General features: G+C 71.8%; 22 protein-coding genes and 1 other RNA gene. 16 read left to right on the top strand and 7 right to left on the bottom strand.

The annotated features are described in order from the left end of the window. Window position 1 precedes the first annotated feature (1 nt). The 6 genes from prfB (at window position 2) to ssrA (ending at window position 5,672) form a co-directional block, all read left to right on the top strand. Complete coding sequence (gene prfB, locus ACZLKG_RS15450) at window positions 2-1,108, top strand: peptide chain release factor 2 (protein ID WP_463649219.1); 1,107 nt, start codon at window positions 2-4, stop codon at window positions 1,106-1,108. A gap of 153 nt (window positions 1,109-1,261) precedes the next feature. Next, entirely contained in the window at window positions 1,262-2,005 is a 744-nt protein-coding gene (ftsE, locus tag ACZLKG_RS15445) for a cell division ATP-binding protein FtsE (protein ID WP_463649218.1), read from the top strand. Then, window positions 2,002-2,916 carry a permease-like cell division protein FtsX gene (gene ftsX / locus ACZLKG_RS15440; RefSeq protein WP_463649217.1) on the top strand — a complete coding sequence of 305 codons (915 nt, stop codon included), beginning with the start codon at window positions 2,002-2,004 and terminating at the stop codon, window positions 2,914-2,916. The genes ftsE and ftsX overlap by 4 nt, the downstream gene beginning before the upstream one ends. 7 nt (window positions 2,917-2,923) lie before the next feature. Next, window positions 2,924-4,423, top strand: a complete 1,500-nt coding sequence (locus ACZLKG_RS15435) for a peptidoglycan DD-metalloendopeptidase family protein (RefSeq protein WP_463649216.1) — start codon at window positions 2,924-2,926, stop codon at window positions 4,421-4,423. Window positions 4,424-4,634: 211 nt separating this feature from the next. Further along, complete coding sequence (gene smpB, locus ACZLKG_RS15430; protein WP_463649215.1) at window positions 4,635-5,153, top strand: SsrA-binding protein SmpB; 519 nt, start codon at window positions 4,635-4,637, stop codon at window positions 5,151-5,153. A gap of 150 nt (window positions 5,154-5,303) precedes the next feature. Then, window positions 5,304-5,672: a transfer-messenger RNA gene (gene ssrA, locus ACZLKG_RS15425) on the top strand. A gap of 204 nt (window positions 5,673-5,876) precedes the next feature. Here the strand turns inward: ssrA and ACZLKG_RS15420 are convergent. Then, on the bottom strand, window positions 5,877-6,563 hold the full coding sequence (locus ACZLKG_RS15420; protein WP_463649214.1) for a GntR family transcriptional regulator: 687 nt from the start codon (window positions 6,561-6,563) through the stop codon (window positions 5,877-5,879). Window positions 6,564-6,671: 108 nt separating this feature from the next. Here ACZLKG_RS15420 and ACZLKG_RS15415 point away from each other — a divergent pair, with 108 nt between their 5' ends. Genes ACZLKG_RS15415 through ACZLKG_RS15395 form a run of 5 tightly spaced genes read left to right on the top strand, consistent with a single transcriptional unit; the run spans window position 6,672 to window position 11,358 of the window. After that, the gene (locus tag ACZLKG_RS15415) at window positions 6,672-7,430 is read left to right on the top strand and encodes an HpcH/HpaI aldolase family protein (protein ID WP_425708170.1); all 759 of its coding nucleotides are present in this window, start codon (window positions 6,672-6,674) and stop codon (window positions 7,428-7,430) included. Between the two features lies 1 nt (window position 7,431). Beyond that, entirely contained in the window at window positions 7,432-8,235 is an 804-nt protein-coding gene (locus ACZLKG_RS15410) for a carbon-nitrogen hydrolase family protein (protein ID WP_463649213.1), read from the top strand. After that, on the top strand, window positions 8,232-9,335 hold the full coding sequence (locus ACZLKG_RS15405; RefSeq protein WP_463649212.1) for a C4-dicarboxylate TRAP transporter substrate-binding protein: 1,104 nt from the start codon (window positions 8,232-8,234) through the stop codon (window positions 9,333-9,335). The genes ACZLKG_RS15410 and ACZLKG_RS15405 overlap by 4 nt, the downstream gene beginning before the upstream one ends. After that, window positions 9,332-9,937, top strand: a complete 606-nt coding sequence (locus tag ACZLKG_RS15400; protein ID WP_463649211.1) for a TRAP transporter small permease — start codon at window positions 9,332-9,334, stop codon at window positions 9,935-9,937. The genes ACZLKG_RS15405 and ACZLKG_RS15400 overlap by 4 nt, the downstream gene beginning before the upstream one ends. Beyond that, window positions 9,934-11,358, top strand: coding sequence for a TRAP transporter large permease (locus ACZLKG_RS15395; RefSeq protein ID WP_463649210.1), 1,425 nt, complete (start codon window positions 9,934-9,936; stop codon window positions 11,356-11,358). Before ACZLKG_RS15400 ends, ACZLKG_RS15395 begins: the two co-directional genes overlap by 4 nt. A 160-nt stretch (window positions 11,359-11,518) precedes the next feature. Here the strand turns inward: ACZLKG_RS15395 and ACZLKG_RS15390 are convergent, their stop codons facing one another. Together ACZLKG_RS15390 and ACZLKG_RS15385 are read right to left on the bottom strand one after the other, a co-directional pair. Further along, entirely contained in the window at window positions 11,519-11,791 is a 273-nt protein-coding gene (locus ACZLKG_RS15390) for a hypothetical protein (RefSeq protein WP_425708165.1), read from the bottom strand. A 263-nt stretch (window positions 11,792-12,054) separates the two neighbouring features. After that, window positions 12,055-12,939, bottom strand: coding sequence for a LysR family transcriptional regulator (locus tag ACZLKG_RS15385; RefSeq protein ID WP_463649209.1), 885 nt, complete (start codon window positions 12,937-12,939; stop codon window positions 12,055-12,057). Window positions 12,940-13,136: 197 nt separating this feature from the next. Between ACZLKG_RS15385 and ACZLKG_RS15380 the strand changes: the two genes are divergently transcribed. From ACZLKG_RS15380 to ACZLKG_RS15360, 5 genes are all read left to right on the top strand, one after another. After that, the gene (locus ACZLKG_RS15380) at window positions 13,137-14,258 is read left to right on the top strand and encodes a tartrate dehydrogenase (RefSeq protein ID WP_463649208.1); all 1,122 of its coding nucleotides are present in this window, start codon (window positions 13,137-13,139) and stop codon (window positions 14,256-14,258) included. Between the two features lie 114 nt (window positions 14,259-14,372). Then, window positions 14,373-15,341: a tripartite tricarboxylate transporter substrate binding protein gene (locus ACZLKG_RS15375; protein WP_425708162.1), complete on the top strand. Its 969-nt coding sequence runs from the start codon at window positions 14,373-14,375 to the stop codon at window positions 15,339-15,341. Between the two features lie 25 nt (window positions 15,342-15,366). Continuing rightward, window positions 15,367-17,028 carry a tripartite tricarboxylate transporter permease gene (locus tag ACZLKG_RS15370; protein WP_463649207.1) on the top strand — a complete coding sequence of 554 codons (1,662 nt, stop codon included), beginning with the start codon at window positions 15,367-15,369 and terminating at the stop codon, window positions 17,026-17,028. A 1-nt stretch (window position 17,029) separates the two neighbouring features. Beyond that, window positions 17,030-17,500, top strand: coding sequence for a tripartite tricarboxylate transporter TctB family protein (locus ACZLKG_RS15365; protein ID WP_463649206.1), 471 nt, complete (start codon window positions 17,030-17,032; stop codon window positions 17,498-17,500). A 90-nt stretch (window positions 17,501-17,590) separates the two neighbouring features. After that, window positions 17,591-18,757: a mandelate racemase/muconate lactonizing enzyme family protein gene (locus tag ACZLKG_RS15360; protein ID WP_463649205.1), complete on the top strand. Its 1,167-nt coding sequence runs from the start codon at window positions 17,591-17,593 to the stop codon at window positions 18,755-18,757. A gap of 18 nt (window positions 18,758-18,775) precedes the next feature. Here ACZLKG_RS15360 and ACZLKG_RS15355 read toward each other — a convergent pair whose 3' ends face one another. The 4 genes from ACZLKG_RS15355 to ACZLKG_RS15340 all read right to left on the bottom strand — a co-directional run bounded on the left by ACZLKG_RS15355 (window position 18,776) and on the right by ACZLKG_RS15340 (window position 23,370). Continuing rightward, window positions 18,776-19,204: a VOC family protein gene (locus tag ACZLKG_RS15355; RefSeq protein WP_425708158.1), complete on the bottom strand. Its 429-nt coding sequence runs from the start codon at window positions 19,202-19,204 to the stop codon at window positions 18,776-18,778. A gap of 226 nt (window positions 19,205-19,430) precedes the next feature. Beyond that, window positions 19,431-20,276: a serine hydrolase gene (locus ACZLKG_RS15350; RefSeq protein WP_463649204.1), complete on the bottom strand. Its 846-nt coding sequence runs from the start codon at window positions 20,274-20,276 to the stop codon at window positions 19,431-19,433. Continuing rightward, window positions 20,273-21,697 (bottom strand): SLC13 family permease, encoded by a 1,425-nt coding sequence (locus tag ACZLKG_RS15345; protein ID WP_463649203.1) that lies wholly within the window; start codon window positions 21,695-21,697, stop codon window positions 20,273-20,275. Before ACZLKG_RS15345 ends, ACZLKG_RS15350 begins: the two co-directional genes overlap by 4 nt. After that, window positions 21,694-23,370: an N-acyl-D-amino-acid deacylase family protein gene (locus ACZLKG_RS15340; protein ID WP_463649202.1), complete on the bottom strand. Its 1,677-nt coding sequence runs from the start codon at window positions 23,368-23,370 to the stop codon at window positions 21,694-21,696. Before ACZLKG_RS15340 ends, ACZLKG_RS15345 begins: the two co-directional genes overlap by 4 nt. Window positions 23,371-23,376 lie beyond the last annotated feature (6 nt).

Raw genomic sequence — 23,376 nt, 5'->3', positions numbered from 1 at the left:
CGTGGCTACAGACTTCTCCTCCGAGATCGCGGACCTGCGCAGCACCTACGCGACCATCTCGGCCGTGACCGACCCTGACGCCCTGCGCGCCCGGATCGCCGAGCTCACCGAGGAGTCCTCCGCGCCGAACCTGTGGGACGACCCGGAGGCGGCCCAGGCAGTGACCTCCCGGCTGTCCCACGCGCAGCACGACCTCGAGCGGCTCGAGCGCGTCGGTACCAAGATCGACGACCTCGAGGCGCTCGTCGAGCTCGCCGAGGAGGAGGACGACGACCTGGAGGAGGAGGCCGAGACCGAGCTCGCGGCCGTCCGCAAGGCGCTCGGCGAGCTCGAGGTCCGCACGCTCCTGTCCGGCGAGTACGACGAGCGCGCCGCCGTCGTGACGATCCGCGCCGGGGCCGGCGGCGTCGACGCCGCCGACTTCGCCGAGATGCTCATGCGGATGTACCTGCGCTGGGCCGAGCGGCACGGCTACGCCACCACCGTCATGGACACCGCGTACGCGGAGGAGGCGGGCCTGAAGTCCGCCACGTTCGAGGTCGACGCGCCCTACGCCTTCGGCACGCTGTCCGTCGAGTCCGGCACCCACCGACTCGTGCGGATCTCCCCGTTCGACAACCAGGGCCGTCGGCAGACGTCGTTCGCCGCGGTCGAGGTCATCCCCCTCATCGAGCACACCGACCACGTGGAGATCCCGGAGTCGGAGATCAAGGTCGACGTCTTCCGGTCGTCCGGCCCCGGTGGGCAGTCCGTCAACACGACCGACTCAGCCGTGCGCATGACCCACGTGCCCACCGGGATCATCGTGTCGATGCAGAACGAGAAGTCGCAGATCCAGAACCGCGCCGCCGCCCTGCGCGTGCTGCAGTCCCGCCTGCTCCTGCTGCGACAGGAGGAGGAGGCCGCCGAGAAGAAGGCGATGTCCGGCGACGTCAAGGCCAGCTGGGGTGACCAGATGCGCTCCTACGTGCTGCAGCCCTACCAGATGGTCAAGGACCTGCGCACCGAGCACGAGTCCGGCAACCCGTCCGCCGTGTTCGACGGCGAGATCGACGACTTCATCGACGCCGGCATCCGCTGGCGTCGCTCGGCCGACCCCGAGGACTGAGCGCTCCGGGCCGTCGGGACACGGGCAGGTGACGACGAGGGGAGCGATCCGGTGTCGGGGCGGCGTGGCGTGCGCACCCGGTGACCGGCGGCGACGTAGCATCCAACCGGCCAGGTTCCACCTTCCCCGACCCCGAGACTGGCCACCGCTGCTGTGATCCGACTCGACAACGTCTCCAAGGTCTACAAGCGGGGCGCACGTCCCGCGCTCGACGAAGTGACCCTGGAGATCGAACGGGGCGAGTTCGTCTTCCTCGTCGGCGCCTCCGGATCCGGCAAGTCCACCTTCCTGCGGCTCGTGCTGCGCGAGGAACGCGCCACCTCCGGGACGGTGTACGGGCTCGGCCACGACCTCGCTCGGCTCTCCCGCTTCCGCATGCCCCGGCACCGCCGGCAGATCGGCATGGTCTTCCAGGACTACCGGCTCCTGCCGGGCAAGTCGGTGTTCGACAACGTCGCCATCACCATGCAGGTGACCGGTCGTCCCCGCCACCAGATCCTCACCGTGGTGCCCCAGACCCTCGACCTCGTCGGCCTCACCGGCAAGGAGAAGCGGCTCCCGCACGAGCTCTCGGGCGGCGAGCAGCAGCGCGTGACGATCGCCCGCGCGATGGTCAACCGGCCCCAGGTCCTGCTGGCCGACGAGCCCACCGGCAACCTCGACCCGGACACGTCCGGCGGGATCATGGAGCTCCTCACCCGGATCAACTCCACCGGCACCACGGTCGTCATGGCCACCCACGACGACGACCTCGTCGACCGTGCCCGCCGCCGCGTCGTCGAGCTCGTCGACGGCCGCGTGGTGCGCGACGAGGCCGGTGGTTCCTACCTCGCCGTCGTCGCGGCGGCGCGTCGTGCCGCCGGCCGCACCGAGGACGAGGCCGAGGTGGCGCGATGAGGCTGCGGTTCATCCTCGGCCAGGTCTCCCAGGGGATCCGCCGCAACGTCGCCATGACGGTCGCCGTCGTCCTCGTCACCTTCGTGTCGCTCGTCTTCGTCGGCGCCGGCCTGCTGCTGCAGACCCAGGTCGACCGGCTCAAGGACGACTGGTACGAGCGCGTCGAGGTCGCCGTCTTCATGTGTCCGACGTCGTCGGAGAACCCGGCCTGCGCCGCCGGCGAGGCCACAGAGGAGGAGATCGACGCCGTCGGGACCCTCCTGGAGTCCTCCGACCTCGAGCCGTACGTCGCCGAGGTCTTCCTCGAGACCAAGGAGGAGGCGTACGAGAACTTCCGGGAGCGCCTCGAGGACTCGGCGTGGTCGCGCCAGGTGACGGCCGACCAGATGCAGGTCTCCTACCGGGTCCGGCTGGAGGATCCCGAGCAGTTCCGGATCGTCGCCGACGAGCTCGAGGGACGCGCCGGCGTGGACATCGTCGTCGATCAGCGCGAGCAGCTCGAGCCCCTGTTCGTCATCCTCAACCGGTCCACCGCGGTCGCGCTGGGCATGGCCGCCGTCATGGCCGTCGCCGCCGTCCTGCTCATCACCACCACGATCAGGCTCTCCGCCCTGTCCCGGCGCCGCGAGACCGGCATCATGCGGCTCGTGGGTGCCTCCAACTGGGTGATCCAGGCACCGTTCATGCTCGAGGGCGCGATCGCGGCCCTCCTCGGGTCCGTCCTGTCCGTCGGCGGCCTTCTGGCCGCGGTGCGGTACGGCGTCGAAGGATGGCTCGCTCCGTCCGCCCCGTGGGTACCATTCGTCACGACGTCCGACGTGTGGAGAGTCGCCCCGGTTCTCGTCCTTGCCGCCGTGCTGGTGGCAGGCCTGTCCTCAGTCGTCTCGCTCGCCCGTTACACGAAGGTCTAGGTCCTCCATGCCGACGCATCCCCGCACCCGCCGAGCCCCCGGGCGCTCGTGGACGACCCGGCTGCGCGCCCGGGCGGCGCTCGTGGCGACCGTCGCTCTCGCCGGCACGCTCGTCGGCCCCGGTGCCGTCGCCGACGACGACGACCCCAGCCGCGACGAGCTCGTCGAGCGGCTCGCGGACAACGAGGAGCGGCGCGAGGAGCTCGAGCACGACCTCGAGGGCGTGTCCGCCGAGCTGTCCACCACGCTGGTCGACCTCCAGCTCACCCGGGAGCAGATCCCGGTCGCGCAGGAGGCGCTGCGCGTGGCCGAGGAGGACCTGGCGGCCGCGGACCGGCACCAGGAGCAGGTCGAGGGACGTCTCGGGGTCGCCGAGTCCGACCTTGCGGACCTGGAGGCCGAGATCGCCGACGGCGAGGCCGCCTCGGAAGAGACGCAGGATGCGCTGGGGGAGCTCGCCCGGTCGACCTATCGTGGCGACACGGCGCCATCGACGCTCGCGCTCATCACCGAGGCGTCCTCCGCCGAGGACTTCATCGGTTCCTACTCGGTCGTCAGCACCGCCGTGCGCACGCAGACCGGACTCCTCGACCGGGTGGCCGAGGAGAACGCGACCAACCGCAACCAGCGGCTCCGGCAGGACACGCTCACGCAGCGCGTCGACGACCTCAACGACGAGGCCGTCGAGGCGGTCGCCGCCGCCGACGAGCTCCGCGGCCAGCAGGAGGCGGCGCTGGCCGAGGTCGAGGACCTGGAGGCGCTGCAGGCCGACCTGGTCGAGGAGCTCGAGGGGCGCGAGGAGGACCTGAACGCCGAGATCAACGCGATCGGCCGGTCCAGCCTCACCACCCAGCAGCAGATCGCGGCGATCGACGAGGAGAACCGTCGTCTCGAGCGCGAGCGTCTCGAGCGCGAGCAGCGCGAGCGTGAGGCCGCCGAGGAGGCGCGCCGCGAACGGGAGGCGCAGGAGCGCGCGGACCGTATCGCCCGCGAGCAGGCCGAGATGGAGGCCAACCCGGTCGCTCCGCCCCCGGCGGCCCCGGCGCCGACCCCCACGCCGCCGCCCGCGCCGTCCCCGGAGCCTCCGCCCGAGAGCAGCGCGACGTTCATCCCGCCGGTGCCGCGGCCGCTCGTCATCACCTCGCCGTACGGCCCGCGGATCTACCCGATCACCGGGGCATGGTCGATCCACCCCGGCGTGGACTTCCGCAGCGCCTGCGGCAACACGCAGGTGGCCATCGCCGGCGGCACCGTCTCCGCCACGAACCCCTCCGGGGCCACGGGCACGAGCGGGAACCAGGTGATCATCAACCACGGGATCGTCGACGGGCGCTCGACCGTGTCGATCTACAACCACCTCTCGTCCTTCGCCGTGTCGCCCGGACAGTCCGTCAGCCAGGGACAGGCGATCGGGTCCACCGGCCAGACCGGCATGGTCACCGGCTGCCACGTGCACCTCGAGCTGTGGCTCGACGGACAGATGACCGACCCGATGAACGTCCTCTGACCGACCCGATGAACGTCCTCCGAGCGACCCGAGGAAGGTCCTCCGGCGAGCGCGGGGGAGCGGACCGCCGAGGCCGTGCCGGGTCCGGAATCGGGCTGGACACGTCCCGCTAGGATTGGTCCTCGGCCCTGACGGCATCCCGTCCGCGGGCCGGCAGACACCGCGTCGGGCACACGGCCGGCGGCGGGGACGAGACGGACGGAGGTCGGTCATGAGCAGGATGAGCAGGGCGGCCAAGCCGACCCAGGCGGAACGCGCCAAGGCCGAGGCGGACGCCAAGAAGATCGTGGCGCGCAACAAGAAGGCACGCCACGACTACCACCTGGACGAGGTCCTCGAGGCGGGGCTGTCGCTGTGGGGGACCGAGGTCAAGGCCATGCGCGCCGGCCGCGCCTCCCTCGTGGACGGCTGGGTGGAGTTCGACCGCGGCGAGGCCTGGCTGCGCGACGTCCACATCCCCGAGTACGCCCAGGGCACGTGGACGAACCACGCGCCGCGGCGCAGGCGCAAGCTGCTGCTCCACAAGGAGCAGATCGCCAAGTGGGCGGTGGCCTCGCGGGAGAAGGGACACACCGTGGTCCCGCTCGAGCTGTACTTCATCGGCGGCAAGGCGAAGGTCTCGATCGCGCTCGCCCGCGGCAAGCAGGAGTACGACAAGCGCCAGACCCTCCGCGAGCGCCAGGACGAGATGGAGGCCCGGCGCGCGATGAGCCTGCGCAACCACGGCTGACCGCGGGCGGAGGCGCGGGTCGCGCGCCCACGGACGCGGTGGCACGGGTCGCGAGGAATAGCCTCGCGCCGGACTACGTTGGGCACGTATGATGGACAGTCGCACCGCGGCAACCCGGGGGACCGGACCGCGGCGCAGCACAACTCAACAGGGGATGATCGGTTTCGACGATGGTCGTGCTTCCAGGAGAAGCGGGTAGAGGATGCAGAGTTATCTCTTTAACGCCCTCTGCAAACCAATAGGTGCCGATTCCAAGCGCACCGACTTCGCCCTCGCCGCCTGAGCGAGCCTCGAAGTCCGTCAGCCCGGGCCTGCTCTCGTCCCGGTTCCTGGCGTCATCTAGAGAGCCACTGCTCGTAGCCCTCGTCAGCGGGGCTGCGGGAACACTCAGTTGACTGGGCCTGTCAGCAGCTTGTCCGCGTGACTGCTGGGGCCGAGAAAATCTGCTAGCGGACTGCACCCGGAGAAGTCCTGTTCTCACGCCGTCGGACGCGGGTTCGATTCCCGCCATCTCCACAGACATCCCTGAGCGAGAAGCCCGGGCCCGCGAGGGTCCGGGCTTCTCGTTGCCCTGGCGCGGAGAGGTCGGGGTCGCCGTCGTGCGGGGTCCGCGTGTGACGCTCCGCCGTCGCCTCCCGACAAGGCACCTGGGTCAGGCCCGTATCAGGCCCACCCGGGGCGCTCGCCGGCCACCCCGCCGCTCGCCGGCCACCCCGCCGCTGGTCAGCTTCCGAAGGCCTGCACCAGCTCCGGCACCTCGCGCAGGTGGACCGCGATCAGCCGTGAGGCGCGCTCCGCGTCGTGGTCCTCCAGGGCCGAGATGAGCTCGCGGTGCTCGCGGGAGATCGTCTCGTAGCGCTGCGGCGCCGTCGTGATCGTCCGCAGCGCGAGGCGGATCTGCCGCGACCGGAGCGACTCGTACATCTGGGTGAGGACGTCGTTGCCGTTCCACCGGACGAGCTGCTGGTGGAACTCCTGGTCCAGTCGGGCCGAGTCGTGCCAGCGCAGCTCCGCGGCGGCTAGGTCCATCTCGTCCGCGACCGCGCCCAGCTCGGGCGGAGCCCCGCGCCGTCGCTCGCAGATGTTCGCCACCACGTGCGACTCGACCACGAAGCGGGCCTGGTAGATCTCGCCCATCTCCCGCGCGTTGACCATCCGCACCTGCGCGCCGCGCCGGGGGACCAGGTCGACGTACCGCTCGGCCTGGAGCCGTTGGAGCGCCTCGCGCACCGGGGTCCGGGACGTCCCCACCTGCTCCGCGAGCGCGACCTCCTCGACGAACTCACCCTCGGCGAACTCGCCGGTGAGGATGGCCTCGACGATCCAGTCGTAGGCCCGGTCGCCGGCCGGACGGGTACGCGGGGAGCGACGTCGGGGCTCCTTCGCGGGCTTCCTCGCAGTCCGACTCATGCCCGAGAGCATAGCGTTGCACGTCGGATGCACGCCGTGTATACATGGCGTGCACATGGTTCCCGGTGGCCACCGCTGCTCTCCGGGCACCTCCGACGAAGGAGGAAGATGAACTCCCGAACGCAGTCCCGTCACGCGGTCTGGCTGACCGAGCCGTCCACCGCCGCGGTGGAGATGGCCCGCATCGCGGGGTACGACACGATCGTGCTCGACATCGAGCACGGCCTGTTCGACCTCGCCGCGCTCGACTCGCTGATCCCGTTCATCCGGGCCACCGGCATGCGCGTGATCGCCAAGGTGCTCGGTCCCGAGCGCGGGCCCATCCAGCAGGCGCTGGACTTCGGCGCGCACGCCGTCGCGATCCCGCACATCGAGTCCGCCGAGCACGCGGCCGAGATCTGCGGTTTCGCCAAGTTCCCGCCGCTGGGAGACCGCTCCTTCGCCGGCGGCCGGACCTCCTCCTACCGCGGCTTCACCGACCAGTGGGTGAGCGACCAGGACACCGGCACGGCCTGCTACCCGATGATCGAGGACGCCTCCGCGTTCGACGCGATCGAGGACATCCTCGCCCTTCCCGTCGTCGACGGCGTCTTCGTCGGCCCGTCCGACCTCTCGCTGCGCCGGGACCGCGGGGCCTACTCGGTCCAGGCCGAGGACCTCGACGACGTCCGCACCGTCGCCAGGGCCGCGCAGGCCGCCGGCAAGCCGTGGGTCCTGCCCGCCTGGAGCCGCGCCGAGCAGGAACTCGCGGTCGAGGAGAACGCGGACACGATCGTGGCCGTCATGCAGTACGGGGCCATGCTGAACGGCTTCACGACGACGAGGGACGCGCTGCTCGAGATCGAGTCGCGCGGGAAGGACGCCTGACATGACGCTCACGGCAGCCGTGGTGCAGCTCGCACCCGGCAACGACAAGGACGCCAACCTGGCCGAGATCGAGACGCACCTCCGTGCGGCCGCCGCCCGCGGCGCGCGGCTCGTCGTGCTCCCCGAGTACGCCGTCTTCACCGTCCCGGCCATGGACCACCGGTTCGTCGAGAGCGCCGAGCCCCTCGACGGGCCGACCGTGCGCAGGCTCGCCGAGCTGGGCGCCGAGCTCGACCTGACGATCGTCGCCGGCGTCAACGAGCCCGCCGGGGACGGCCGCATCCACAACACGCTCGTCGGGCTCCAGGGCGGTCGGGTCGCGGCCGTCTACCGCAAGGTCCACCTCTACGACGCCTTCGGCTACAAGGAGTCCGACCGGGTCGACGCGGCGAGCCCCGCCGCGCCGCAGCTCCTCGAGGTCGACGGCTTCACCGTGGGGATGCAGACCTGCTACGACCTCCGGTTCCCCGAGGTGAGCCGGACCCTCGTCGACGCCGGGGCGGACGTCCTCGCGCTGCCGGCCGAGTGGGTTCCCGGCCCCCTCAAGGAGTACCACTGGAACACGCTGCTGCGTGCCCGGGCGATCGAGAACACCGCCTACGTGGTCGCGGCCGACCAGTGCGCGCCGACCGGCGCCGGCAACAGCGTCGTCCTCGACCCGATGGGAATCGCGGTCGCGGGCGTCGGCGAGGCCGCGGGCGTCGCCGTCGCCGAGCTCGACCCGGACCGGCTCGCCCACGTGCGCACGGTCAACCCCGCGCTCGAGCTGCGCCGGTACGCCGTCGTCCCGCGACGAGAGCGATGACGTCGGGTCGCACGCGGCACCGTCGGCCGGTCGCGGCGCTCGCGTGCGCCGCGACGGCGGCAAGCCTCGGGCTCGCCGCCTGCGGCACCTCCGCGGAGGAGGGCGAGGAGTTCGTCCTGCACTACACGACCTACTCCAACGCGACCTCGGACCAGAGCCTGACCGTCCAGCGGTGGGCGGACGAGGTCGAGGAGCTCACCGACGGGGGAGTCCGGGTGGAGTTCCACTACTCGGAGAGCCTGGTCGGGGCCGACGAGTCGGTCCAGGCCACCCTCGACGGTCGGGCCGACCTCGCGCAGGTCGGATCGCTGTACGCCGCTTCCGACCTGTCGATGTTCACCGTCGTCGAGCTCCCGTTCGAGACGGAGAACCCTGAGGTGCACATGCGCACCATCGAGCGGATGTACGAGGAGGACCCGATCTACCGGGAGGACTTCGACCGGCAGGGCGTCCGCCAGCTCTTCCCCCTCCCGCTCGCCAGTGCGGTCGTCGGTGTCAACGAACCGGTGGAGTCCCTGGACGAGCTCGCGGGCCGGAGCATCCGCGCCGGTGGCCTCACCGCCGAGGTGCTGCTGGCGGCCGGTGCCAACCCCGTCGCCATGACCGCCACCGACGTGTACGAGTCGATGGAGCGCGGCGTCATCGACGGGTACACGTCGCTGGCCCTCGCCAGCCTGCCCACGTTCGGCCTGTCCGACGTCACGCCGCACATCCTCGACCCCGGCATCGGGGTGTACGCCTCCTCGATCGTCGTCGTCAACGAGGAGCTCTTCGACTCGATGCCGGCGGAGTACCAGGACGCGATCCTCACGGCCTCGGGGAACGCCGTCGACACGGGGCTGGAGGAGATGGGCGTGCTCGGCGACGAGGCGTGCGCCGACCTGCAGGCGAACGACACCGAGTTCTCGTCCCTCCCGGACGAGGACGTCGACGCCTGGCGCGAGTCCGCCGCGGCGGACGAGGACTGGATCGCCCGTTACGACGACCGCGGGTACGACGCCGGTGCCGTGCTCGACACCTACCGGCAGATCATCGAGGAGGAGACCGCGACGTCCACCTACGTCGACCCCCTCCACCAGTGCATGGAGCAGGCCTCGTGACCGCGCCCCGCCTGCCCCGCCCGATCACCGGCTTCGCCCAGGTCCTCAGCCTCCTCGCCGGCGCGCTGCTCCTGGTGCTCGCCCTGCTCACGGTCGCCGACGTCGTCGGGCGGTCCGTGTTCGACCGGTCGATCGTGGGCACGGTCGACATCTCGACGATGCTGCTCCTCGGCGTCGCCTTCCTCGGGCTCGCGGCCGCCCAGGTCGACGGCCGCCACGTCGACGTCGACCTCGTCGACGCCCGGCTGCCGCAGGGCGCCCGGGTGGCCATGGCGCTCACGCGGTGCGTGCTCCTCGTGCTGCTCGGCGCCGTCCTCACGTGGGGCCTGACCGAGCAGCTCCTCAGCGCCCACGGCCGGGGTGAGACCACCAACGACATCCTCCGCCTGCCCACGTGGCCGGCGAAGCTGGCGCTCGTCGTGTCCTTCGCCCTGTTCTTCGTCACGGCCGTGTGGTCGACGGTGCTCGACGTCCGGCGGCTGCGCCGCGGCGAGGAGCTCGCCCCCTCGTGGGCGGACCAGACGGTCGACGAGAGCCTGCTCGGCACCGCGCAGACCACCACGACCACCGCCACCACGACCACCGACGGAGGTGCGCGATGAGCGCCGAGAATCTCTTCGCACTGGCCTCCGTGCTGGTCGTCTTCCTGGCGCTGCTCGCCGTCAGGTTCCACGTCGGGCTCTCGCTCATGCTCGCCGGCATGGTCGGCGTCGTCATGCTGCGCACGACCGACGCCGCGGTGAGCACGGTCGCCAGCCAGCCGTTCTCCACCTCGGCCGACTACTCGCTGACGATCATCCCGCTGTTCATGCTCATGGGTGTCTTCGCGGTGCACGGCCGGCTCGCCGCCGCGGGCTTCGACGGTGCCTCCCGCATGCTCGGCCGGTTCCCGGGCGGGTCGGCCCTGGCCTCGCTCGCCGGGTCCGGCATGTTCGCCGCGGTCACCGGGTCGAGCGTCGCCACCGTCGCGACCATGGCCCGGGTCTCCACCGACGCGATCGTCAAGGCCGGTCACGGCATCAAGCTCGCCGCCGGAGTGGTGAGCGCGGGCGGCACGCTGGGGGTGCTCATCCCGCCGTCGATCGTCCTCGTCCTCTACGGGGTCGTCACCGAGGAGAGCATCGGGCAGCTCCTGCTGGCCGGCATCGGACCGGGCCTGCTGACGATCCTCGTCTACGGGATCACTATCGTGCTCCTCGTCGTGCGCGAGCGGCGGCGAGCCGCCCGGGCCCCCGCCGCCGCGGCGGCCGTCGGCGGGTCCACCGGGAGTGCCGCGGCCGACGGCGAGGCCGCGCGTCCGGCCACGGACGGCGCCGGGACGGACGTGGCCGGGACGGACGGCGCCCGGCCGGCGCCGGTCGCCAGGCCCGACCGGGCGGGGGTCGCCTATCTCGCGGTGATCTTCCTCGTCTCCATCGGCTCGATCTACGCCGGTATCGCGACCCCGACCGAGGCGGCGTCCTTCGGCGCGACGGCGGCCCTGATCATCCTGCTGATCCGCACGCGGCCGCCGCGGTGGATGACGGTGCTCAAGGAGTCGGTGACGGAGGCCGTCGGGCTCACCGCCATGACGTTCCTGCTCATGGCCGGGGCCGGGGTGTTCACCTACTTCCTCGCCCTGTCCGGCGCGAGCAGCGCCCTGGTGGACGCCGTGGTCTCCGCCGACCTCGCGCCCTACCTGGTGCTCGTCCTGTGCCTGCTCATCCTGCTTCCGCTGGGCATGTTCCTCGACGGCGTGTCGATGATCCTCGTCGCGGCCCCGCTGCTGCACCCGATCCTCACCGAGTACGGGTTCGACGGCATCTGGCTCGGGATCCTCGTGGTCAAGGTGGCCGAGATGGCCCTCATCACGCCGCCGGTCGGCATGAACGCCTTCGTCTACGCCGGCTCCGTGCCGGAGGCCGGGCTCGGGCGGGTCTTCCGCGGGATCGTTCCGTTCATCGTGGCGGACATCGTGGTGGTCGCGATCCTCATCCTCGTGCCGGACATCGTCACGTTCCTGCCCGAGATGGGCAACGCCTGACGGCGGCGGCCACCAGGGAGGCGGCGCGGTCGAGATCGCGTCGGCCGACCCCGTGACCGCCCGGACGACGAAGGATCCCGAACCGAACGGTTCGGGATCCTTCGCGTGCGTGCCGACGAGCCAGGAGGGTGCGAGTCTCCCGCTCGGCGGCCCGTCCGCCTCACCGGAGGAGTCCGGCGGCGAGCAGGTGCCGGCCGAGCTCGGCGCGCTCGTAGCCCGTGCTCGCGTCGAGATCGTCGCCGACGTCGTGGCCGAGGAGGCGTCGGACGACGGCGAGGGTTCCGCTGCGCGGGATGGCCGTCGGCGCGTGCACCTCGGGGGTGGTGACCGTGGCGCCGTGCTCCTTACGGATCACGAGGATCGGCTCGTCGACACCGGCGTCCCGGACGGCGGTGCCGATCAGGGGTGGGTCGAGGGTGCTGGGGATGGGCATGGGGTGTCCTTCGCGGTGGTGGGCGCGCGGGAGCGCCCGTCGGGTGTGCGTGCGTCAGGGGCGTGCTCGGGCAGTGCTCGAGCGCCCGGTCGTGGGTGATCGCCCCGTCGGGCAGGCATGCCCGACGTCGAGGAGCAGGGGCGGCTCCCGTGTCGTCTCGCGCGTCACGTGGCCTCGTCCCGTGCGCGTCCTCTAGTGCTGCGTCATGCCGCTCACGCTACGAGGGTAGCCACGGGTGTGTCGCGTCTTTCTCCGCCGACCGCTCAGAGCGACCCGGCGGACCGGAAGACGTCGACGAACGCCGAGGCGGCGGGGCTCAGCTCGCCCGACCGGTGCATGGCGACCACCGTCAGCCCGACCTCGGTGCGCAGGTCGTTGACCTGGAGGCCGGCGTGGCGGGCGAGCGAGCGCCAGCCCTCGGCCATGATCGCGGTCCCCGTCCCCGCGAGCACCATCGGGAGGATGGCCTCGCGGTGCTCGGACTCGATGACGATGGCCGTCGAGCGGTTCGAGGCGACGACCTCGTCGGCGACCTTGCGCATCCCCGTCCCCTCCTGGCCGGCGATGAGGCGGAGCCCCTCGAGGTCGGCGTAGGTCAGCGCCCGGCCCGCGGGCAGGCTGCTGTCGCGCGGGGCGACGACGATGAAGCCCTGGTGGGTGACGGGCACCAGGGTGAGGCTGCCGGAGTCCATCGGCGTCGTCGTGGCCGCGACCCCGACCTCGACGGTCCCGGACAGCACGAGCGCGCTCACCGTCGACGGCGTGCCGGCCGCCCGGATGACGATCTCGACGAGCGGGTACCGGCGCGCGAACGCGTCGAGCACCGCCGGGAGCGGGTCGACCGCCTGCGACGGCATCGTCGTGATGACGAGGCGCCCCTGGCGCAGCCCGGAGACCGCCTCCACGTTGGCGCGCGACAGCGCGAGCCAGTGCAGCACCTGCCGGGCGGGGGAGACGAGCGCCTCGCCCGCGGCGGTGAGCCGGAGCGAGCGGCCCGTGCGCGTGAACAGGTCCGTCCCCAGGCTGCGCTCCAGGTTCTTGATCGACTGCGACACGGACGGCTGCGCGACGAAGAGCTTCTCGGCGGCCGGGTGCACCCCGCCCTCGTCGACCACGGCGAGGAAGTACTCGAGCTGTCGGGCGTCCATGACGGGACGATACCGAGGCGCGACCTATCAGAGCGCCGATCCTGCCCGGTCTGAACGGCCACGATTCGCTCGGACGATAGCTGCTGCCTATCTGAATGATCCGCAACTCGTCTTGGACGCGCTCCGCTGCCACGCGCTTCACTGGCCGGGTCGCTGCGAGGACGCAGCGCACAGCCGCAGCCGCACAGGAGCGTGTCGTGACGAAGTCGTTGAGCATTGCCGTCATCCCTGCCGACGGGGTGGGGCGTGAGGTGGTCGAGGTCGGCCGGCAGGTCCTCGAGGAGGCCGTCGCCGCGACCGGCGGGGACGCGGACCTGACGTGGACCGAGTACCCCTGGGGCTCCGACTACTACGCCGAGCACGGCACGATGATGGCGGCCGACGGCCTCGAGCGCCTGAAGGAGCACGACGCGATCTACTTCGGCGCCGTCGGCTGGCCCGGCGTCCCGGACCACGTGAGCCTGTGGGGCCTGCGGCTCGCCATCTGCCAGGGGTTCGACCAGTGGGCGAACGTCCGGCCGGTCGTGTTCCACCCCGGGATCACCAGCCCCTTGCGCAAGGCCGACACCACGCCCCTGGACTGGGTCGTGGTCCGGGAGAACAGCGAGGGGGAGTACGCGGGCATCGGGGGCCGGAACTTCTCGGCCCGCGACGGCGGCGAGGTCGCCGTGCAGAGCTCGCTGTTCACCGAGTCCGGCTGTGAGCGCATCATGCGCTTCGCGTTCGACCTCGCCCGTACGCGGGACCGCAAGAAGGTCGCGAGCGTGACCAAGTCCAACGCACAGCAGTACGGCATGGTCCTGTGGGACGACGTGTTCCGCCGGGTCGCCGCCGACTACCCGGACGTGGAGACCGAGAGCGTGCTCGTCGACGCGATGGCGGCGAAGTTCGTCCTGCGCCCCGAGGAGCTCTCGGTGGTCGTCGCCTCCAACCTCAACGCCGACATCCTCTCCGACCTCGGCAGCGCGCTCGCCGGCAGCCTCGGGCTGGCCAGCAGCGCCAACCTCGACCCCGACCGCCGCTTCCCGTCGATGTTCGAGCCGGTCCACGGGTCGGCGCCCGACATCGCCGGGACCGGGGTCGCCAACCCCATCGGCGCGGTGCTCAGCGGTGCGCTCATGCTCGACCACCTCGGCCTGACGGACGCCGGCGACGCGGTGCGGGCCGCCGTCGACGCCGTGACGGGGTCCGGGGTGCTCACCCCCGACCTCGGCGGCACCTCGGGCACAGCCGACGTCACGTCCGCGCTGCTCGCCGAGCTGCGCTCCGCCGGCGACGCCGCGACCGCCCGGGCCGGTGCAGGAACCGCCGCCCGCTGACCGGCCGGCCGGGGCCGCCCCGGCCGACCATCCGGCGGCGACGCGCCCACCGCGTCGCCGCGCGCACGACGCACGTACCCGGTTCGCACGACACGATCCAACGGAGGACGAGAGATGAACCGACCGACGAAGACCGCGGCGCCGCTCCTGGCCGGCGCGCTCCTGCTGGCCGCCTGCGGCGGTGGCGGCGGCGATGCCGCCGACTACCCCGAGCAGCCGATCGACTACGTCGTCGCCTTCGACGCCGGCGGCGAGTCCGACATCACCGCGCGCCTCCAGCAGAACCCCCTGGCGGAGGCCCTCGGGGTCGACATCACCGTCTCCAACCAGCCCGGCGGCGGCGGCGCGCTCGCGTGGTCCGAGCTCACCCGCACCGCGCCGGACGGCTACACCGTGATGGGCCACAACATCCCGCACATCATCCTCCAGCCGATGATGCGCGACGACGCCGGCTACGAGACCGACGACCTCGAGCACGTCTACTTCTTCCAGAGCACGCCGAACGTGCTCATGGTCAGCGCCGACAGCGAGATCGAGACCTTCGCGGACTTCGTCGAGGAGGCCCAGGCGAACCCCGGCACCCTGTCGATCGGCGGGTCGGGCGACTACAGCGCCAACCACGTCGGCACCCTCCTGCTCAACGACGAGGCGGGCATCGAGACGACCTACACCCCGTTCTCGGGGACCGGCGCGGCGACCCCGGCGCTCCTCGGCGGCCACGTCGACGCGCTCATGACCTACACGCCGATGATCGACCAGCTGGGCGACCAGGTCCGCGTCCTCGCCGTCGCGACGGAGGAGCGCCTCCCGCAGTGGGAGGAGTACGAGACCTTCATCGAGAACGACGTCGACCTTGCCGACGGCGCCTACCGTGGTGTCGCCGTCCCGCCCGAGACGCCGCAGGAGATCATCGACCAGCTCGTCGCTGCCTTCGAGGAGGTCAACGAGGACGAGGAGCTCGTCTCCCAGTTCGAGCAGCAGGGGTTCGTGCTCGAGAACATCGGGCCGGACGAGGCCCGGGAGCTCATCGACGAGCGCCGCGAGGTCTACACCGACCTGTTCGAGCGTCTCGGCCTGCTCTGACCACCGGCGGCTGAGAGCAGAGACCATGCTGGAGATGCTCGGCCAGGGACTCCTGGCGAACCTCGCGCCGTCCATGCTGCTCCTCGTGCTCGTCGGCGCGGCGGGCGGCATGGCGATCGGCGCCATGCCAGGACTGAGCGCCACGATGGGACTGGCGCTCCTGGTCCCCTTCACGTTCACGATGGACCCGACGAACGCGATGGTCCTGCTCGGGGCCTTCTATATGGGGGCCATCTACGGCGGCTCGTTCACCGCGATCCTCGTCAACGCCCCCGGCACGCCGTCGTCCGTCGCGACCGCGTTCGAGGGCTACAAGATGACGAAGAAGGGCAAGAGCGAGCTCGCGGTCGTCGCCGCCACCATGGGTTCGCTCGTGGGCGGCATCGTCGGCGTCGTCGCGCTCATCTTCCTCGCCCCGCCGCTGGCGGACTTCTCGCTGCGGTTCGGCCCCCAGGAGTACTTCTGGGTCGCCATCTTCGGTCTGACGATCATCGTCAGCATGTCGACCGGCTCGATCCTCAAGGGGGTCATCGGCGGTGCCATCGGACTGCTCCTGGCGACCGTAGGGATCGCGCCCGTCGGCGGCGACGTCCGCTTCACCTTCGGCGAGCCGATGCTCCAGGGTGGCGTCCCGCTGGTGCCGGCGATGGTCGGCCTCTTCACCATCCCCGAGGTCATCAAGCTCATCGCCCGCAAGGGCCGCGAGGCGGAGATGGAGCTGGCACCGAAGGAGCGCGACAGCGTCTGGCGGATGATCGGCCAGACCGTCGGCAAGCCGTTCAACGCCATCCGCTCGGCCGTCATCGGCACCGTCGTCGGCATCCTGCCCGGGGCCGGGGGCAGCGTGGCCAACCTCGTCGCCTACAGCGAGGCCAAGCGGGCCTCGAAGGTCAAGGAGAACTACGGCAAGGGCGAGGTCGAGGGCGTCGTCGCCGCCGAGTCCGCGAACAACGCCACCGTCGGCGCCGGCCTCATCCCCACGCTGACGATCGGTGTGCCGGGCACGCCGCCGGACGCGATCATCCTCGGAGTCCTGCTGCTGCACGGGCTCCGCCCCGGCGCCGAGCTCTTCGAGACCTCGGGCGACCTCGTCGGCACCCTCATCGTCGCGCTCGCGGTCTCCGCAATCATGATGGTGCCCGTCGGGCTCATCGCCGGCCGCGGCCTGCAGCGCGGCGTGCTCGCACTGCCGGCCCGCTACCTCGCGCCCGGGATCATGGTGCTCACCATCGTCGGCGCGTTCGCTGTCCGCTCGTCGGTCGTCGACGTCGTCATCATGCTCGTCCTCGGCGTGCTGGCGTACCTCCTCGGGCTCGTCGGGATCAGCTCCGCACCGATCGTGCTGGGACTGATCCTCGGCACGATCGCGGAGACCGGTCTCGTCCAGGGCCTGCTCACCTCCCAGGGTGACGCGACCCCGTGGCTGTCCTTCTTCACCCGCCCGATCAGCATCGTGCTCATTGCGATGACCGCCCTGACGCTGCTGTGGCCCGTCATCCAGGGGATCCGGCGCAGGCGCGGGACGGCCACGGACCTGGAGTCCGAGCTGACCGAGGCGCACGAGGCGGAGAAGGCGTCGGCACTGGCCGACGACCACACGGTGGTGTCCGACGCTCACGCTGCCAACGACCACGACGGGGCCACCACCGACCGTGGCCAGGCCGAGCACCGAGGCGGAAGGGACTGACATGGCACGCGTTCTCACGGCCTCGTCCAAGGTCAACATCCTCGTCGGTGCCCTCATCGTCGCCGTCGCCGGCGTCTTCTGGAGCCAGCGGAGCTACACGACCCCGTACGGCGGGACCTTCCCCGACCCGATCATCCTCGTCCTGGGCGTGCTGGGACTCGTGCTCGTGGTCCTCGGCCTGCTGGGGAAGGACGTCTCCGGTGGGGACGACCAGGACCTCGAGCGGCTTCCGGTGCTCCGGCTGCTCGTCGCCGTCGCGGTGCTCTCGGGCTGGGTGCTCTCGCTGCCCTTCCTGGGGTACGTGGTCGGCGGCATCGTGTTCTTCGTCCTCACCGCGTTCCTCATGCGCAAGGAGCGCCCCACCTGGAAGGGCGTCGTCCTCGACGTCGCCGTCGCGGTGGTGCTCCTGGTCGTCTTCAACTACCTGTTCGCCGAGTTCCTGTACATCCGGCTGCCCGTCCTGGGCCTCTGAGACCGAGCACGACGACGTCCCGCGCGGGGCGGGCGTCGTCGCGCCCGCACCCGCCCCGGACGCCCGTCCCCACCGAGAGGAAGCCCATCCATGAGGATCGTCGAGATCCGCGAGCGCACGTTCCCGATCAGCTCGCCCATCCGCAACGCCTACATCGACTTCAGCAGGATGACCCTGAGCCTCGTCGCCGTCGTCACCGACGTCGTGCGCGACGGCCGCCCGGTCGTCGGGTTCGGCTTCAACTCCAACGGGCGGTACGGGCAGGGCTCGATGATGCGGGAGCGGTTCATCCCCCGCGTGCTCGAGGCCGACCCCGCCTCGCTTGTGGACGAGACCGGGGAGAACCTCGACCCGTCGGCCGTGTGGGACGCCATGATGTCCAACGAGAAGCCGGGCGGCCACGGTGAGCGGTCCGTCGCCGTCGGGACCATCGACATGGCGGTGTGGGACGCGGTCGCCAAGATCGCCGGCGTGCCGCTCTACCAGCTCCTCGCCGACCGGTACGGCGACGGGACGCCGGACCGCGACGTCTTCGTCTACGCGGCCGGGGGCTACTACTACCCCGGTCAGGACCTGCGTGCGCTGCAGGACGAGATGCGCGGCTACCTCGACCGCGGGTACACCGTCGTGAAGAAGAAGATCGGCGGCGCCGACCTGGACACCGACCTGCGGCGGATCGACGCCATCCACGAGGTCATCGCGGGGCGCGCCACCCTCGCCGTCGACGCGAACGGACGCTTCGACCTGGAGACCGCGCTGCGGTACGGGGAGGCGCTGAGCGACTACGACCTGTTCTGGTACGAGGAGCCGGGGGACCCGCTCGACTTCGAGCTCCAGGCGCAGCTCGCCCAGGCCTACCGGGGGCCGATGGCCACGGGCGAGAACCTCTTCTCCGTCCAGGACGCGCGCAACCTCATCAGGTACGGCGGGATGCGACGCGACCGCGACTGGCTGCAGTTCGACTGTGCCCTGAGCTATGGGCTCGTCGAGTACCTGCGCATCCTCGAGATGCTGCGCGAGCACGACTGGTCCCCGCGGCGCTGCATCCCGCACGGCGGTCACCAGATGTCGCTGAGCATCGCGGCCGGGCTCGGCCTGGGAGGCAACGAGTCCTACCCCGACCTGTTCCAGCCGTTCGGCGGGTTCCCCGACGGGGCCCGGGTCGTCGACGGGAAGGTCACGCTGCCCGAGCTGCCCGGCATCGGGTTCGAGGGCAAGTCCGACCTGTTCGAGCTGATGGCGGACCTGGCGGGCTGAGCCGGCCCGGGCCTGCGGTCAGCCGATGTTGAACATCCAGCCGATGCCGTACCTGTCGGTGACCATCCCGAACGAGGCGCCCCACGGCGCCTCCTCGAGCGGCTGCGTGGCCTCGCCGCCCTCCGCGAGGGCGTGGAACGCAGCGGTCAGCGCCTCCTTGTCCTCGGCGTCCCCGACCAGGGAGATCTGGACGCTGCTGCCGGGCGTGTGCGGCATGTCGGCGGGGACGTCCGCGGCCATGACCTGGAAGCCGAACGGGGTGGTCAGCTGGGCGTGCATGACGAGGTCCGCCTGCTCCGGGGGAACCATGAGCTCGCCTCCGGTGCTCTGCGCGAACGAGGCGTGCGTGTCCACCTCGAGCTCGCCGCCGAGCACGGACCGGTAGTGCTCCATGGCCTCGGCCGCGGTGCCCTGGAAGTTGAGGTAGGGGACGAGTGTGACGGTCATACGGGTTCCTCCCGTGCGACGCCGCCCGGCGGGCGACTCGTTGTCCGGCGCCCACGGCGTCGCAGGCACCCGTCGACCGATGCGCGGTCGACGCCTCACACGCTAGCGCCGGTCACCGACACCGGGAACCCCGGCGGGCCGGCTCCGGTCCGCCCGTGTGGGCGGGTGCCCTGCGCGCGGGAGCCGGCCCGCCCCGCGGGCAGTGACCAGGCGGGCTCGTTCGCGCTCACCCCGCGGGTCGATCGCCGACGGCCCAGCCCTGCCGCACGTGGCGGACCGTCAGGCGCGCGGCCTCGGCGATCACGCGCGCAGCCTCGCCCGACACGAGGGTCGACGCCCCGGCGTCGGGCAGGTCGGAGCCGAGGGCGGCGAAGCCGATCTCCTGGCCGTCGATCCGCAGCAGCCCGGCGTCGTGGCGCAGCCCCGGCAGCTCACCGGGCTTGTGCAGCACCTCGACACCGGGTGGGACGCCCGCCGGTATCCGGTCGTTCGCCGTCTGCTCGGCCAGGATCGTCAGCAGCACCTGCGTCGAGCGACGCGTGAGGAGCTCGCCCGCCCCGACGCGCCGGTAGAGCACCGCGAGCTCGCCCGCGGACGCGACGTTGTCCCGACCCTCGCGCGCGGCGGCCGCGTCCATCATCCGCCGACGCAGCGCGGTGGCGCGCAGCCCCAGGGCCGCGACGTGCTCGCCCAGCGCGTCGAGACCGAGCAGGTCGATGAGCATGTTGGTGGCGGTGTTGTCGCTGACGGTGAGGCAGAGCGTGAGCGTCTCGCGCAGGGTCAGCGCCTCGATCGACCTCAGCAGGCGCAGCGTCCCGGACCCTCCGGTGCGGACCTCCGGGACCGTCAGCCGCTGCCCGAGGTCGAGCCGCCCGGCGTCGACCTCACGCAGGACGGCTACCGCCAGCACCGTCTTCACGGTGCTGGCGGCCGGTACGGCGTCGTCGGCGCGTACGCCGGTCTCCCGTCCCGCCGTGGAGACCGCGAACGACCAGGTCCCCGGGGAGCGCTCGGCGAGCTCGGCCAGTGCGGCCTCGAGCGCGTCCGGCGCCGCGCGTGGACGGGCGGTCACAGCACGAGCAGGAACAGCGCCGCGAACATCACCAGCGTGGCCGCCATGACGGTCCAGCCGTTGATGAGCATCATCTTGAGGTTGGAGGACCGGGCGAGGCCCATCTGCGCGATCATGTCGGCGTTGGGGAACGGGCCGAACCAGTCGATCTGGCTGCCGCCCAGCAGTGCGGCCGCCCACAGCCCCGGCGGGATGCCCAGCGACATGGCCAGCGGGGCGAACAGCTGGTTGATGAGGACGACCTGCGCCACGGCGGCGCCGGCGATGCCGATCCAGCCGACGACGAGCACGAGCATGAGGAAGCCCCACGGGCCGACGCTCTCGAGGGTGGGCTCGAGCGTGGAGAGCATGCTCTCGTACGCCCCGGACCCCTCCATGACGACGAGCAGCGGGTTGAACAGCCAGAACAGGAAGAACAGCCAGACGAGGCTGCCGGCTCCCCGGAAGAACGCGTCCATCACCTTGGGGGCGGCCAGCCCCGCGGCCAGCGCCGTGGTCACGGTCGTGACGAGCATGGTGACGATCGCCCAGGTGAAACCTGGCTCCAGCCAGATGCCGAGCGCCGTCATCACGAGGATCGTGCCGATGAAGGCGAGTGCGGCGCGCTTCTCGCTCGCCGTCGAGGGGCGGTCGAGCTCGGAGCGGGCGGCGACTTCCTCCTCGTACTGGTCGTCGACCGTGCGGCGGTGGATCACGCGGGCCATGACGAACCCGACGCCCCACACGACGACCGCCATCGGCAGACCGGCGTGCAGGAGGTAGTCGACGTAGCTGATCTCCGCGGCGCCCATGATCGAGACCACCGGCGGCGTGTACGGCCCGATGACGAGGCCCGCCGCACCGGCCGTGTGCAGCATGATCGCCACGGCCGGCCGGGACCGGCTCGCGGCCGCCGCCACGGGGATGACCAGCGGCGCGAGGATGGCGTTCGCGCCCGCGAGGGTGCCCAGCGCGCCGACGAGGACCGTCGAGGCGAGCATGATGCCGACCTGCGCGCGCCCCGGGGTGCTCATGCCCACTCTGCGGAGTAGGACGGCGACGAGCGTGCGGGCCGCCCCGGTCTCCGAGGCGACGGCGCCGAGGCCGCCGCCGAGCATGATGATGAGCCCGACGACGGCGATGAACGACCCGAGCGACTCGGACATCAGGGTGCCCGCCTCGACCGGTGTGGTCCGAGACATGACGAGCGCGACGAGCAGGGCGATCGCCGTCGACAGGACGACGTTGAGCTCGAGGAGGACGAGCACGGCGTACACCACGACGGGGAACAGGCCCCACATGCCGAGCTGGCCGTCGACGGTCAGGGCGACCACCACGGCGGTGACGAGCCCGCCGAGGGCGACGACCATCCCGATGCGCTGACGCAGGGCCGACGCCCCGTGCTCGAGCCTCTCGTCCGAGGCAGGGACAGGGTGACTCATCGGTTCCTCCGTGAGGTCGGGACGTGGTCGGAAGCGGTCGGTCGAGGTGGCCGATCGGTGATCACGGTGCCGTGGCGGGAGTCGGTGACCCGGCCGCCCACCACGGCGGGGCGACCGCCGACCCAGACGTGCTCGACGCCGTCCGAGAGCTGCCACGGCTCCTCGAACGTCGAGCGGTCCGCGATCGTGCTCGGGTCGAACGCCACGAGGTCGGCGCGTGCACCGACCCCGAGGACGCCGCGATCGGCCAGGGCGAAGCGTGAGGCCGGCAGCGAGGTCATCCGCCGCACGGCCTCGGGCAGGTCGAGCAGACCGCGCTCGCGCACGTACCGGCCGAGCACGCGCGGGAAGGTCCCGAAGTTGCGCGGGTGGGGGTGGCCCTCACCCTGCGCGCGCAGCACCCACCCGTCGGACGCGACGGCGCACAGCGGATGGGCGAGCACGGCCTCGACGTCGGCCTCGGCCATCGCGTGGGCGACGACGGTGACCGCCCCCGAGCCCTGACGGAGCAGCTCGGCGGCCGTCCGGCCGGGCGTGGTGCCCCTCTCGCGGGCGACGTCGGACAGCGACCGGCCGATCGCTCCCGCCGGGCCCTCCTGGTCGGCCCCCGCCGCACCTCGGCCGCCGACCGCGGCGACGACCAGCCGGTCCGGCTCGAACAGTGGCTGCGCCCCGGCGTCGAGCTGGTCCGCCAGCTCGGAGCGGCGCCCGGCGTCGGAGAGGATCTCCAGCAGTCCGTCGACCCCGGCCGCCATCGCCCAGGCGGGCAGGCGGCTCGTCAGCGTCGTCGAGGAGGCGGTGTAGGGGTAGACGTCGAAGCCGACGTCGAACCCCTCGGCGACCGCCGTCTCGATGCGGGCGATCGCCTCGTGGACCCGTCCGTGGTTCGCGGCACCCAGGGCCTTGAGGTGGGAGATCTGCGTGCGCACCCCGGTGGCCCGGGTGATCGCCAGCGCCTCGTCCACCGCCTCGAGCAGCGAGCCCGCCTCGTTCCGCACGTGCGTGGAGTACGTGAGCCCGAGCTCGGCCGCGACCTCGGCCACGGCCACGAGCTCCTGCGTCGTCGCGAAGGAGCACGGGGCGTAGGTCAGCCCAGTCGAGTAGCCGCGGGCCCCCTGGGCCGCGGCGTCGGCGAGGAGGCCGCGCATGACGTCGATCTCGCTCACGGTGGCCGGGCGGTCGTCCGGGCCGACGGCGGCGAGCCGGAGCGCGGAGTGGCCGACCTGCAGCGCGAGACCGACGCCGGTACCGCGCTCCTGCATCGTCCGGGCGAAGGAGCCGGGACCGGTCGCGTCCCAGGGGACCTCGGGGGAGAAGAACGACGACGCCGAGGGCAGGTCCGGGCCGCCGTCGTGCGGGAACGGCGACCAGCCGCAGTTGCCGGACACCAGCGTGGTCACGCCCTGCGTGAGGACGGTGGTGGCGGCCGGCGAGCCCCACAGCGAGAAGTCCGCGTGGGAGTGGATGTCGACGAAGCCGGGAGCAAGGACGAGCCCGGTGAGGTCGATCCGCTCGCGGGCCGGCGGCTCGGGCGCGTCCGGGCGCAGCAGGAGCACGACGCGGCCGTCGTCGACCCCCACCGTGCCGGCACGCAGGGGCGCACCGGTGCCGTCGGCGAGAGTGGCACCCACGAGCAGCAGATCGACCTCGGACATCTCCTCGCTGAGACTCATCGGAGC

It is taken from the genome of Georgenia sp. Z2081 (assembly GCF_055326445.1).
Note: the sequence above shows the minus strand (reverse complement) of the source record. Positions and strands in the feature narration are given on the sequence as shown.